Here is a 12,356-nt window from a genome sequence, read left to right on the forward strand (position 1 = left end):
TAATTATACGCTAAAAAATTTTATCGGACAGACTCCCTAGGCGCTGAAGCTGGACAATTTTCAAAGTAAATTCATACTTAAACCACAAAAAAAGAGCAAAGGGTCTGTCCCCCCTGCTCCTCACCTTTTCAGCAATTCATCGATGCGAACGGATTTAAATCCTTTTTCCTTCACTTGTTTTAATACATCCTTCAAGGCATTTATCGTATTCCTCGGTGCATCTAACTCTGCTCCTGGGGTATCCCCGCTGTCGTGTAGCAGGATGATGTCTCCTGCTTTTATATTCGCTAATAGACGGTTTTTAATCTTTTCACTGCCACCAGAGGTACGCCAATCCTCCACGATAACGGACCAAAGAATAATCTGATAGGTCCCTCTTCGGAAAAAATCAAAAAGAGTAAGCATTCCCCATGGCGGACGGTAATAAACCGGTCTTTCCCCTGTAATCTTTTCAATAACCCTCGCTGTGTCCTCGAGTCCCCGACGAACCGTCCAAGGGAACATCAACCAGTTCGAATGATGCAAAAAATTGTGGATTCCGATTAAGTGGCCTTCCTGATGCATGCGCCTAATCAATTCAGGCTGCTTCTCTGCTTTCGAGCCGACTACAAAGAAGGTCGCTTTCACCTCGTTTTTCTTTAGTAAATCTAGCAGGATCGGCGTATAAATCGGATCTGGCCCATCATCAAATGTGAAGGCAATTTTTGATGGATCTTTGCCTCGTTTCACTACCCTTAACCCTAACCAACGGGAAAGGAGATACGGGATCACAGTATAGAGTAAAACAAGCACCATTATTGCGATCAGAAGGGAATCCATACGAACTCCCTCACTTCATTCATCATTGGCTCATAAGCCGTCGACAGCTGATCCACAGCCTTGCTGATCTCAGCTCCACGCGAATCAGTATGTCCTTCACCTAATAGACCATTCATTTTTTATCCCCCTGTACTACGCTCTTGCTAAATGGTATACATCGGATTGTTCATCCAGCCTTAAAGGCATAAGCGCTTGTTGATTCACAATTCCTGTTATCAATTCGGCAATCTGCATTGGTCCGTCAATTTCGATTCCATCTTGATAGCTTTGGATGGACTGTTCCCATTCCTTCATTTTAATAGGATCCTTCAAGACACTCTGAATTTCTTGTTCAAAGGATTTTTTATCGTTTAGCCTAAATACCAGACCCTTTTTCGTTAAATACTGCAGATTGATTTCTTCCTGTCCTGGAAGAACGGATTGAACAAAAATAGGCAACCCTTTTTGAAGTGCTTCACTTACCGTAACGCCCCCAGGCTTTGTGATGATAGCATCCATATCTTCATATAATTCGTTCATTTCCGCCCTTGATGAAAGATAAGGCAAAGGCTTAATATGATCTACATTCCATGAAAGAATCTCATCGTATAGTTTTTGATTATTTCCACATAAAACATAGTAATCTGTTTGCGTGGATGCCTTTGACTCTTCCAAAAGATTCCCGATTTCTCCCAGTCCATTATTTCCGCCAGAAATCAAAATTTTGGTCCTTTCCGCTTGATTTTGCGACCAAGTTTTCTTAGTAATTTCCTCGTGGATCGGAATACCGGTGACAATCATTCTTTGTTCCGAAATACCATATTTTTTACCGAATTCTGCCTTAAGGTCCTTGCTTGGCAGAAAATGATAGTCAATTTCACGTCTTCCCCAAACACTATTGATGAAAAAATCTGTATACACATTCATAACTGGCACATCACATTTTCTCTTTCTTTTTAACTGGCTTAAAAGATATGATGGGAAACCATGTGTACAAACAATTAAATCCGGTTGCTCTTCTGTGATCAGCTGCTCCATTTTTTTCAAAAGGAAAAAATAATACCATTTAAAAGATTGTTTGTTTGTGGACGCAGCATAGAACAATTTCTTGTAAGCAAAATCGTAAGTTTCTGGAGCATAACGAATCCATTTTAAATAACTGCTCGTAATCATTTTTTCTAGCGCTGGATTGGCGTAACTTAAAATGTCCATTTTTTTTACTATCACGTCATTTGATTGCATTGTAACAATATCCATTAAAGCCTCGGCAACTTGATGATGACCTGACCTCATTTGCAAAAAAGGCAAGAATAGTATTTTTTTCATACCTGTTTCATCTCCTGTTCAATAGGACTTTCCATAGAACTTTTCCCTAATAATGCAGTAGCTATTTTTCCATTTGCTAATCTGTGTTTCACAATATAAAGATAACAAATTAGGATTAAAATTTGGCTATTACAAGAATGAAATAATTTTCATCAAGACAAAAAAAGCAATTGGATTAGCCGTCCTAGAGGCTGCGTAACAATCATTCCTTTGCTTGCCTTTTTCTCTTGATTAAAAAACTGCCAAAAACGTAAAGCAAAAACAGGAAGAAAAGAAAAAGCCCAAAATACGGTACAATTTTTGGATCAATATGGAAAGTACTCCCTGCATAATAGCCTGCTAAAATAAATGGTAGCGTCCATAAAATAGTTCCTAACGTGCAATACACGAGGTACTGCAAAAATGAAAAGTTAGAAAGTCCTGCAAAGTAGGGACTGATTTGCCTGATCCCAGGCATGTAGAATCCAAATAAGATCGTTTTGCGGACATTTTTCCGATATTTGTTTTTTACTTTTTCCATGCGTTCTTCGGTGATGCCAACGTATTTCCCGTATTTAAGCAGAAAAGAACTGCCAATGTATTTTCCAATAGCATAAGCAGAAAGCATGCCAATAAACGCCCCGAAAAAAGCCGACAAACTTGCCGGTATGAATGCCAAATTGTGATGGTAAATTAAGATGCCAATTAAAAACAGCAATGACTCCTCCGGCGCCGGAATGCCAATAATTCCTAAAAATAAAAAGCCAAAAATAATCAAATAGCCATATAGATCAAGATAATGTAAAAGCGTATTAATATTCATATTCCCTCGTAATGTAAATTATTTGTGCACGCTTGAGGTGCCATTTCATCATTCCCTATTTAGTTAGGCATTAGTACCAAAATAGCCCATTTTCTGTTCTTCCTAATGGAGTCAAGAAGAACCATTCAGCGGGAATGTAATTTGCACCTTTGTCCATTTCCCGTAAACACTATCGATTTCTAACGTTCCTTGATATAGATCCAATAATCTTTTTGCAATCGCTAGTCCTAACCCGTTTCCACCATGCTTCCTGCTTCTTGCCTTATCCACACGATAAAAGCGATTCATCACAAAAGGCAATTCCTCTTCGGGGATGCCCTCTCCATAATCCTTTACCTCAATCTTCAATTGTCTGTTCGTATGACTTACATGAATCTGGATGAGCTTTTGTTCTGTTGAATACTTAGTGGCATTGTCTAATAGAATAATCATGATCTGTTCTAGATGACTCTTCAGGATTTTTATCGCAAAATCAGCCTCCACGTCAATCGTCGAGGAGATCGTAAAATTATGGTTTATTGTTTGAAAATTTTCGACAATATCTTCCATAACCATCCTAATATTAAGTTTTTCCAATGAGCTCTGACTGATTGTCGATTCTTCTGCTCTTGAGAGAGTCAGTAATTCTGAAACAAGGTGAATCAGTCTGTTTGTTTCATTTAAACTCAAATCAATTGAGCGTTCCAACACTTCAGGATTATCCTTCCCCCAACGATTGATGAGCGATAAATGTCCATGTATGATCGTTAACGGTGTTTTTAATTCATGAGAGGCATCTTCAACAAATTGTTGTTGTTGCTGAAATGATTTTTCGAGGTTATCCATCAGTTCATTGAACATGACTCCTAACTCCGTCATTTCATCTCGTTGCTTGTTTATCATGACCCTTTCCTTCAGCCCATTTTCTTTGATTCTCTTCATGGTTCGGATCATTGAATTAATTGGCTTAAGGAGTTGAAAGGAAATAAGTCTGCCGCCAATCAAACTAAGCAGAATCGCGCCCACACCTGCTATCAGGACTAACATAAATATTTGATTGATCAAACTTTCAAAGTTCTCTAAATTACGAATGATTTCGACTGTCCCTTTAAAGCCATTTACCTCAATTGGCTCCCGCAGAATCAATAAACGGTCTCCTTTTGGCGAAAATTCCAGCAGTTCTTCTTTCGCTACATGTTTCGGGTCTACCCAACCTTGTGGTACCTCGTCTGATATTGTAAAAAGCGGTGTATTGTTTTCCTGGACAATTCGAATCATTTGATATTTCTCGTTGAGCACATCTAAATAGTGTTCACTTTCCGAAACATTCCCTTTAAAATTCGAATCCTGTATATACGCGACTACCTCATCCATCTTTTTTTGAATGGTTTGTTTTTCTTGCTTTACTACCCAGTTCTGGATAACATAATACTGCAAAATATTATAAGAAAAAAATAAAAATAGCATTAAAAGGGCTGCCCATAAGGTTAATTTCCATTTGATATTCATGTTTTTTGGAAGGAAATCTTTTGCGTTTCTCATTCTCTCATCACATACCCCATCCCTCTCATCGTTTGAATATAATTTTCTTTATCGTCAGAGTCGAGTTTATTTCTAAGATGTCTTACGTAAACATCCACGACATTGGTTTCAATTTCAGCATCATAACCCCAAATATTTTCCAGAAGCACTTCCCTTGTTAAGACCCGATTAATATTTTTCAAAAACATAAACAATAAATCATATTCTTTTTTCGTTAATTCAATCAATTGTTCGCCTTTTTTTAGTAGTCTTGATTCTATATTTAATTCTAAATCTTTAAATGTTAACAGCAGGGTCGGCAAATCATTCCGTTTTTCCTCCCGTCTCATAATGACTCTAATTCTCGCTAACAATTCTTCAATCGCAAACGGTTTTGGGATATAATCATCCGCGCCGCTGTCGAGTCCCATTACCCGATCCATTACGCTGTCTCTTGCCGTGATCATAATAATGGGAATATCCTTCACTGCCTTTAATCTACGGCAAACTTCAATTCCGTTTAGCTTTGGCAGCATCAAGTCCAAAAGGATCAGATCCCAATTTTTTTCTAATGCAAGCTCAAGGCCCTCTCTCCCATCAAAAGCTGCTGTTACATTGTATCCTTCATGCGTTAATTCAAGGACGATAAATTCCGATAATGCTTCTTCATCTTCAATCACTAAAATATCCAAATTCGCGACCTCCAAATGTTTATATATCCCGTTCAACTTGATAAAATATCACTATTATCTTAAACCAAAAAGCAAATATATGATACAATACCCATAAAATTGAAATAAATACTAGTAAAAAATCCTACTTGCAAAAGCAAGTAGGATCTATTTGCATTTTCAAATTTTACTCTTCTTCACTGCCACTTTCGGATTCGTTTTCATCATCCGTACCGACATTTAGGACTTTTCCTGTTTTGGCGTCCACTTTTACATCATGGGCTTTTCCTTGATCGTCTGTTATTTCTACACCATATACAGCTGTGCCGTTTTCATCTTGTAGCTCGGTATTGGTTACTTTGCCTGGTACTTCTTTTAATGCAATTGCGTTACTCTCGTCAGCAGTGATTTTCGCTGATTTTGCTAATTGTTGTTGCTCTTGTTGATCGGCAGCTTCACTTTCTTTGCCTTCTTTCTCTGCCTTCTCTCCTTTTTCGCCTTCGCCTTCTTCTTTATCATCTGCCTCTACTTTTAGAACTTTACCTGTTTTGGCATCGACTTTTACATCCTGTTGCTTTCCTTGGTTATCAGTAACACTTACGCCATAAACAACTGTACCGTTCTCATCTTCAAGCTCGGTGTTAGTTGCTTTTCCAGCAACGTCTTTTAGTGCGGCAGAAATTGCTTCTTGCTTAGTGATAGTTGCTTCTTTTGCCAATTGCTGTTGCTCTTGTTGGCCTGTTACCTCTACACTATTACTGTCATTGCTTGATGCAAATGCAGAAGAGTTAACTAGAGAGCCTGCTACTCCTCCACCTACGATCGCTGCTGCTAATGCTGGTACAAGAAACTTTTTCTTCATTTTTTACTTCCTCCTCGTATTATCTAAACTGTGGTACATCTTTATCTTAGGCTTCCACCATGAAGTAAGTCTGAATGGAATTTAAAATTAACTTAATCTTTAGGTGAAAAAATTTTCATTTTTTGTTTTTTCTTCATAAGCTGATGGATGATGATGTCTAACTCTTCACTTATTTGCAGCGCCTCTTTGCTTCTTAACCCGTATTTCTGTACTGCGTCGTTTAACTTCTGTTGCGTTTCTGCCATCCGTTTTTCGATTGTATCTTCTCGTACGCTTTTCTCTTTTCCCAGAGACTTTCCTTCTTTCTTAAGCAATTCTCCTCTTTTTCGTTTTTCTAAAATTCATCCCCACCAAAATCAAAATGAGTAGTGGTGTTCCGATTGATACAACTTGTATAATCGTCGGATTTATTTTTGTATTCCCCATAATTTCAATAGGAATTCCATTGCTTGAATAGACATCGAAACTATGAGCACTTGTAGCTGTTACGTATAAATAATAATTACTCGTATAGACGAAGCGAATGGGGAGCGAGATTTCCTTTGTTTCGCCTGGTTTTAATTCTTTCACTTGCTGCGGTTGATCTGCACTGTAGTCTTCTAGATTAACCGTCCATTTTTTGCCCATATCGGCCATTGTGATATAGACGACCATATCTTTTATCGATTGGCTCGTATGGTTCGTAATTTGTGCTTTCACGGTTGTTTCTTTCCCTGGGTAATCCTTCACCTGCTGAGGAGAGATTACTTTCACCTCTACATTTGGTTGTGCCATCGCCATTGCACTTTGCCCAGTTATGACAAATCCCAGAAGGATCGCCAGAACGATTCCTGCTTTTTTTAACAAATTACTCCCCTCCTAAAAAGTCCATTTTTTTACTTGCATAGAATAAGCAAATGATCGAAATGACCAAGAAACCCAAAACAGGCAGGCTATCCAGAAAAATCGTCAAGAAACTTAATTTATTTACGAGCCAATCCTTTAAAGTCAGCATACTTGCGGAAACAGGACTCGACAGATCGATTACATGGGCAAAGCCTGATTTCTTCATTGTTGTCGACAGAAACATCGGGATCGCGGTGACCAGAAACAGAATGATCGACAGCAGCGTTGCATTTTTACTTGAAGAAATCCATGTGGAAAACGCTAATGACAGCAGTGAAAAACTGATAACTAGCGGCAATCCAATTAGATACAAATAGGCTAAAATTGTAGGCAGCATATTCGTTCCATATGTCAAGGCATAGAAATAGGGCAGCGAGATTGCAGAGATGATCAACCAAAATACCAAAATACCAATTACCTTAGAAAGGATTATTTCCACCTTAGATAAAGGGGTTAATAATAGACTTTCTAACGTTCCCTGCTCTCTTTCCCCAGAAACCATGGTTGATCCTAATATAATAGAGACTAAAATACTGATCCCAATCAACGCTTTCATAAAAGTCATGTTTACTTCGACTTGAGCGAGTAAACTTAGTTCCTTCACCGAGACGAAACTATAGGTCAACCCACTGAAAAGAATGGCAATGGCAAAGAAAATCCAAACGCCTTTTCGGGAAAAGACATGCTCCCTTATTTCCTTTTTTATTAAACTGGACATTAGATGTTCCCCCCAACTTCATCCGTTGTTAAACTGAAGAAGATATCCTCTAATGTAGGATTCTCATTCTTTAAAATTAAGCGATAGCCATCGATTAATTCTTCTAAATACCCTTCTTCCAGCAGTTTTCCTTGTTTGACTATCGCTACACGATTGCAAATTTCTGAGATTTCTTTTAATAAATGGGAAGTGATAAAAACAGTTACATTTTGTTCTTGATTTAATCTTGTAATAATCGATTGAATATCCTTTTGCCCTTGTGGGTCCAGACCTAATGTTGGCTCATCCAGAAAGATAATCGATGGTTCGTGGACAATCGTTTTCGCAATCCCGATCCGCTGCCGCATCCCTCGAGAATATTGCCCAATTAGAATATCTGCTTTCCCGGCCATTCCCACCCAGTCAAGAACCTCTTCCACCCTTGACTTCCTCCGTGTCTTTTCAACGCCATAAAGTTCAGCAAATAAGTGTAAATACTCTCGGCCGGTCATCCAATTATAGTAACCATGAGATTCCGGCAAAACCCCAATCAATTTGCTTACTGATCCATTTTCACTTTTCACGACTTTTCCTTCAATGGTTACCGATCCATTACTAGGTTCTATTAACCCATTTAACATGCGAATGGTCGTCGTTTTCCCTGCTCCATTTGGGCCAAGGAATCCATAAATATCTCCTTTATTCACTTGAAGATTCAAAGAGTCAACAGCGACAAAGCCATTGTCATATTGTTTTGTTAAGTTTGTTGCCTTAATCATTCCAAACCCTCCTCGTATACCAACTTTTTAAGTACAGATATACAATAGAGAATGACTATGAATCTCTCCCGAAGATTAAAAAAACACAAATTAAAATTTCCATGAAAAATTTTTCATAATTGAAACAAACGGTGGATGAAATCAATATGGGGAACTAAATAGAAGGAATTATATAAACTTATAAACGAACGCAAAGCCTGTCAAAACCTGTCCATCGTTGGTTCCTGTTCGGACTACTTTTCGCCTCTTCACCCTAAACCTGTCCGAAGTTGGCGCTTGTTCGGACTGCTTTCACCTTTTCACCCAAAACCTGTCCGAAGTTGGCGCTTGTTCGGACCCATTCGGAAACCGAGTGGAAGATTCAAGCCATTTAATAGTCACAAAAAGCTTAGGGATATCCCTAAGCTTTTTGTATGTGATTGATATGGTGAATTTATTTGTGAATTGCACTAAGAAACGATTCTTTTGATCGTTGACTTTTTGTACCACCTCACAAGTAATCCAGTGGTGTGTCTGTTATTTACCCAAATAGAACGACTGCGGTTCCAACGACAAAGCAATAGATGGAAAAGTATCCTAGTTTTCCTTGTTTCATAATATTTATAAACCACTTTAATGAAAAATAAGAAGCAATTAACGAGGCAATAAAAGCTAGTGTATAGGGAAGAAAGAGTTCTCCTATTCTTGGGTCGTGAATTAAATCGGAAAGCGACAGGATCATCCCGCCTACACTAACAGGTATATAAAGGAAAAAGGAAAATCTAAGAGCTGTCTCACGTTTGGTTCCTAACGCCATGGCGGATACGATGGTTGCACCTGACCGGCTGATACCCGGAATTAATGCCACAGCTTGAGATAAACCAATAAGAATCGAATCTTTGAGTGTTAATTCACCATCATCTTTCCTACCCTTCAGATTTCGAATGAACCAAAGGGCAATACCGGTTATGATTAAAGTGAAGCCAATGACCTTTACACCTTTAAAAACAGCTGCAATTTGGTCTTGGAATAAAATGCCAATAATTCCAGCGGGTATCGTAGCAACGATCAGATACACAACAAAATAAAAATCTTTTTTCATGCTTTCTGTTTTATCTGAAGCGAACAAATACGAAACACTATTGGTTGTTAATTGAATCAAGTCCGCCCGGTAAATGTACAATACAGCGAGTAACGAAGCAAAATTGACCAGCACTTCAAAGCTTAATCCTGAAATTTGCAAGCCAAAAAAATGCTCAAATAATACTAAATGTCCACTTGAAGAGACAGGAATTGGCTCCGTTATTCCCTGAACGAATCCCAAAAACACATATTTCACTAGTTCAATCATATTCACTGAATCCACTTACGTTCACTCCTAATCGTTGCTGTTCTTCGTTTTCTTTTTTATATACATCACTACTAAAATTAGGAACAACACAGCGAGGATTGCATAGGCAATATTTGAATAGATGTTCATATAATTGACAATATCATGCCAGGATGAACCAACAGCTGCACCCACTTGAACCAAAACGATATTCCAAATCATTGTTCCCACTGTTGTAAGTAGGAAAAACAGCCAAAAATTCATCCGTGCCATACCAGCTGGAATCGAGATTAAACTTCGAATTAGCGGGATAAATCTGCAAAAGAAAACCGTCCAAACGCCATACCGGTCAAACCAAGATTGCGCCTTATAAAGATCTTTTCTGGTAAGACGCAAAAAATGGCCCCATTTGTCGACGATTTTTTCGAGTCGATTAACATTAATCAGCATGCCAATAGCATATAGAACAACTGCCCCTGCTACTGATCCTATAGTCGAGGCAATCACGACTCCTAGAACACTCATACTTGTGGTCGTGGTCATGAAACCGCCGAAAGTAAGGATGACCTCAGATGGGATCGGAGGAAAGATGTTTTCCAGCATTATTAAGAGAAAAATCCCAAAATACCCATAATTATTCATAATATCGATGATCCAATTTTCCATAAAATTCTCCTTTTGTAAAAAATTAAGATAATCCTAAAACAAATTCCTCTATTAAAGTACCAAAAACGGATGAAAACATTATGTTACGATCATTAAAATTTTTTCATAAAAAATTCTGCGCCTACTTATTTGGAAAAGCATTTATCTATCCTTTGCCATCCTACCATGAATTTCACAACAAATCACTTTTTTATTAGGAACTTTTTTCCCATTGTCTTTCTTTGTACGATTGGAAGAACCATATCGCTACAGTTAGCCATGCCGCACTAGCAAAGTAACCTCCGATAATATCGCTCGGATAGTGTACCCCCAGATAAATGCGGCTCATCCCTATAAAAAGAATAAACATACTGCTTCCTATAATAAGGCTAATTCGTCCGATAGATTTCGGGATATGCCGCCAAAAAACAAAGGTTAAAATACCATAAACTGCAAAAGCGCTCATAGCATGTCCGCTTGGAAAACTATACCCGCCAACATCAATTAACAAATGAATGTCTGGCCGCGCACGATGAAACAGGAGTTTTAACAGCAAATTAATGACTTGTGTTCCGACGATAACTGCTGCTACCAAAAAAATTTCGGTCCGGGATTTCAGGACCCTGTAAAAAATAAAAGACACGATAAGAAATATCACCAATACAACAGGGAACGAACCGATAAACGTAAATAACTTCATGATCGAAGTAAGTGCAGGTGTTTCAAAACCCCGGATAAAGGAAATCAACGCTTGATCAAATTCAGCTACCTTACCAACGCCAATTAGAACCGCGATAAAACTAAACCCAATTAGGGAAATAAACCCTATGACAAGAGCGCTAATTACATGCCCTTTTTCTTTCATCCAATTAACTCCTTTCATGATAAAGTAAAATTCTGTTTTCATATTATCAAGAGTAACAATGGAGAATGAAAATTTAAAGATGGAAGGGTTAAAAAATTTTCACAATCTTTTCTTGTATCCCACTTCCAACACTATTATCGCCACTGCAAAAAACCAGCGGAGCACCCCGCTGGTTTCCTGCTCATTTTGTTCTATAAAACCGGTCTCTTACCTTTTTTAAGCGCGCATGATACCTCAAGATCTCCAGTCTTGCTTTTTCCGCTTCCGGAGCAATCGGACGCAGCTTTTCAATTTCCCAGTAGTCCACAATGACATCAAGCACTTGGTCAAAATACTCGAGTGGTCCATAGTTGGCTTCCTTGGCAATAATAGCCATCCGATCTTCAAAATCAGGCATGATCGCGCCTGGCATTTTGAAATTCATGATCACATGCCCGAGGTGATAACAGTAATTCGGCTCCAATTGCAGATGATATTTAACGACATCGCGGTAAAAAGCGTAATGCAAAGTTTCGTCTTTTGCCAGGCGCCGCAGCAGGCTTGATAAATCCCGATCGTCAGGACCTGCTACCTTTGCGACATTATTATAAAATACCATCGTCGCCAGCTCCTGCAAAGAGGTATACACCATCGTTTCAAATGGCGTGTGGAAATCTGGATTCCAGCCATTTTCAACGGTTTGCTTATGCAGCTGGTGGAGGCGGTCAGGATTGACATTCCTAGTGATTAATAGATAGGTTTCCAGCAGGTTTGAATGCTGGTCCTCTTCTGCTGTCCAGGTGTGTACAAAATCTTTGATGACCGTTAAAGAACCTTTGAATGTCTGGTCTAAATAAGAGGTAAACCACGGCAAATTCACTTCTGTTAGGAGAGCAGTTTCCACGGCAGTGATCACAGAGGCAGGTAATGTCACCTGGCTTTCATCCCATGGAACACGTCTGAAGTCCTGCGCCTTATCCCAAGGCAGAAATTCATGGTAACCCCAGTCGATTTTTTCCGCTCTCTGCTTATGTTCTTCATATAACTCCCTGACCTTTGGTTCAAGTCTGAAATCTAAATGGTTAGTTAGCAAAATACACCCTCCATGAGAATAAAGTTTGTTGTCTTTTCATTTTTATAACTAACTTATAGTACCTGTTACTAATTTCATTCTACCATATTACCACTATAGAAAACTAAGAAAAGGGATTCCGTTAAAGCATTTTAATGGTTCTAGT

At 38.6% G+C, this 12,356-nt stretch carries 15 protein-coding genes; all 15 read right to left on the minus strand.

The features are described from left to right. Nucleotides 1–120: 120 nt before the first annotated feature. Nucleotides 121–819 carry a polysaccharide deacetylase family protein gene (locus UB32_RS04700; protein WP_044391645.1) on the minus strand — a complete coding sequence of 233 codons (699 nt, stop codon included), beginning with the start codon at nucleotides 817–819 and terminating at the stop codon, nucleotides 121–123. Next, nucleotides 804–935 (minus strand): hypothetical protein, encoded by a 132-nt coding sequence (locus UB32_RS20680; protein WP_277813876.1) that lies wholly within the window; start codon nucleotides 933–935, stop codon nucleotides 804–806. Before UB32_RS20680 ends, UB32_RS04700 begins: the two co-directional genes overlap by 16 nt. A 16-nt stretch (nucleotides 936–951) precedes the next feature. Further along, nucleotides 952–2,124, minus strand: coding sequence for an MGDG synthase family glycosyltransferase (locus UB32_RS04705; protein ID WP_044391647.1), 1,173 nt, complete (start codon nucleotides 2,122–2,124; stop codon nucleotides 952–954). A gap of 202 nt (nucleotides 2,125–2,326) precedes the next feature. After that, on the minus strand, nucleotides 2,327–2,926 hold the full coding sequence (locus UB32_RS04710; RefSeq protein WP_044391649.1) for a DedA family protein: 600 nt from the start codon (nucleotides 2,924–2,926) through the stop codon (nucleotides 2,327–2,329). 111 nt (nucleotides 2,927–3,037) lie between these two features. After that, on the minus strand, nucleotides 3,038–4,447 hold the full coding sequence (locus tag UB32_RS04715; protein WP_044391651.1) for a HAMP domain-containing sensor histidine kinase: 1,410 nt from the start codon (nucleotides 4,445–4,447) through the stop codon (nucleotides 3,038–3,040). Continuing rightward, on the minus strand, nucleotides 4,444–5,118 hold the full coding sequence (locus UB32_RS04720) for a response regulator transcription factor (protein WP_044391652.1): 675 nt from the start codon (nucleotides 5,116–5,118) through the stop codon (nucleotides 4,444–4,446). The genes UB32_RS04715 and UB32_RS04720 overlap by 4 nt, the downstream gene beginning before the upstream one ends. A gap of 166 nt (nucleotides 5,119–5,284) precedes the next feature. Further along, nucleotides 5,285–5,959 carry a PepSY domain-containing protein gene (locus tag UB32_RS04725; protein WP_044391654.1) on the minus strand — a complete coding sequence of 225 codons (675 nt, stop codon included), beginning with the start codon at nucleotides 5,957–5,959 and terminating at the stop codon, nucleotides 5,285–5,287. A 92-nt stretch (nucleotides 5,960–6,051) separates the two neighbouring features. Next, on the minus strand, nucleotides 6,052–6,273 hold the full coding sequence (locus UB32_RS04730) for an aspartyl-phosphate phosphatase Spo0E family protein (protein ID WP_044391658.1): 222 nt from the start codon (nucleotides 6,271–6,273) through the stop codon (nucleotides 6,052–6,054). Next, the gene (locus tag UB32_RS04735; protein WP_044391659.1) at nucleotides 6,266–6,805 is read right to left on the minus strand and encodes a hypothetical protein; all 540 of its coding nucleotides are present in this window, start codon (nucleotides 6,803–6,805) and stop codon (nucleotides 6,266–6,268) included. The genes UB32_RS04730 and UB32_RS04735 overlap by 8 nt, the downstream gene beginning before the upstream one ends. Nucleotide 6,806: 1 nt before the next feature. Continuing rightward, nucleotides 6,807–7,562 carry an ABC transporter permease gene (locus UB32_RS04740; RefSeq protein WP_044391660.1) on the minus strand — a complete coding sequence of 252 codons (756 nt, stop codon included), beginning with the start codon at nucleotides 7,560–7,562 and terminating at the stop codon, nucleotides 6,807–6,809. Beyond that, nucleotides 7,562–8,320 (minus strand): ABC transporter ATP-binding protein, encoded by a 759-nt coding sequence (locus UB32_RS04745; protein ID WP_052806953.1) that lies wholly within the window; start codon nucleotides 8,318–8,320, stop codon nucleotides 7,562–7,564. The genes UB32_RS04740 and UB32_RS04745 overlap by 1 nt, the downstream gene beginning before the upstream one ends. A gap of 520 nt (nucleotides 8,321–8,840) precedes the next feature. After that, complete coding sequence (locus UB32_RS04750) at nucleotides 8,841–9,650, minus strand: undecaprenyl-diphosphate phosphatase (RefSeq protein WP_044391718.1); 810 nt, start codon at nucleotides 9,648–9,650, stop codon at nucleotides 8,841–8,843. 27 nt (nucleotides 9,651–9,677) lie between these two features. Further along, nucleotides 9,678–10,295, minus strand: a complete 618-nt coding sequence (locus UB32_RS04755; RefSeq protein ID WP_044391661.1) for a DedA family protein — start codon at nucleotides 10,293–10,295, stop codon at nucleotides 9,678–9,680. 193 nt (nucleotides 10,296–10,488) lie between these two features. After that, nucleotides 10,489–11,139 (minus strand): phosphatase PAP2 family protein, encoded by a 651-nt coding sequence (locus tag UB32_RS04760; protein ID WP_044391662.1) that lies wholly within the window; start codon nucleotides 11,137–11,139, stop codon nucleotides 10,489–10,491. 181 nt (nucleotides 11,140–11,320) lie between these two features. Then, on the minus strand, nucleotides 11,321–12,211 hold the full coding sequence (locus tag UB32_RS04765; protein ID WP_044391664.1) for an acyl-ACP desaturase: 891 nt from the start codon (nucleotides 12,209–12,211) through the stop codon (nucleotides 11,321–11,323). Nucleotides 12,212–12,356: the final 145 nt, after the last annotated feature.

Source organism: Mesobacillus subterraneus (assembly GCF_000934845.1).
Classification (GTDB): domain Bacteria; phylum Bacillota; class Bacilli; order Bacillales; family Cytobacillaceae; genus Mesobacillus; species Mesobacillus stamsii.

What these genes read in the sequence shown, in the direction of transcription:
- UB32_RS04760 (WP_044391662.1), bottom strand. Translation starts at nt 11,139, where the DNA reads ATGAAAGAAAAAGGGCATGTAATTAGCGCTCTTGTCATAGGGTTTATT.
- UB32_RS04725 (WP_044391654.1), bottom strand. Translation starts at nt 5,959, where the DNA reads ATGAAGAAAAAGTTTCTTGTACCAGCATTAGCAGCAGCGATCGTAGGT.
- UB32_RS20680 (WP_277813876.1), bottom strand. Translation starts at nt 935, where the DNA reads ATGAATGGTCTATTAGGTGAAGGACATACTGATTCGCGTGGAGCTGAG.
- UB32_RS04740 (WP_044391660.1), bottom strand. Translation starts at nt 7,562, where the DNA reads ATGTCCAGTTTAATAAAAAAGGAAATAAGGGAGCATGTCTTTTCCCGA.
- UB32_RS04715 (WP_044391651.1), bottom strand. Translation starts at nt 4,447, where the DNA reads ATGAGAAACGCAAAAGATTTCCTTCCAAAAAACATGAATATCAAATGG.
- UB32_RS04755 (WP_044391661.1), bottom strand. Translation starts at nt 10,295, where the DNA reads ATGGAAAATTGGATCATCGATATTATGAATAATTATGGGTATTTTGGG.
- UB32_RS04710 (WP_044391649.1), bottom strand. Translation starts at nt 2,926, where the DNA reads ATGAATATTAATACGCTTTTACATTATCTTGATCTATATGGCTATTTG.
- UB32_RS04750 (WP_044391718.1), bottom strand. Translation starts at nt 9,650, where the DNA reads ATGATTGAACTAGTGAAATATGTGTTTTTGGGATTCGTTCAGGGAATA.
- UB32_RS04745 (WP_052806953.1), bottom strand. Translation starts at nt 8,320, where the DNA reads ATGATTAAGGCAACAAACTTAACAAAACAATATGACAATGGCTTTGTC.
- UB32_RS04705 (WP_044391647.1), bottom strand. Translation starts at nt 2,124, where the DNA reads ATGAAAAAAATACTATTCTTGCCTTTTTTGCAAATGAGGTCAGGTCAT.
- UB32_RS04700 (WP_044391645.1), bottom strand. Translation starts at nt 819, where the DNA reads ATGGATTCCCTTCTGATCGCAATAATGGTGCTTGTTTTACTCTATACT.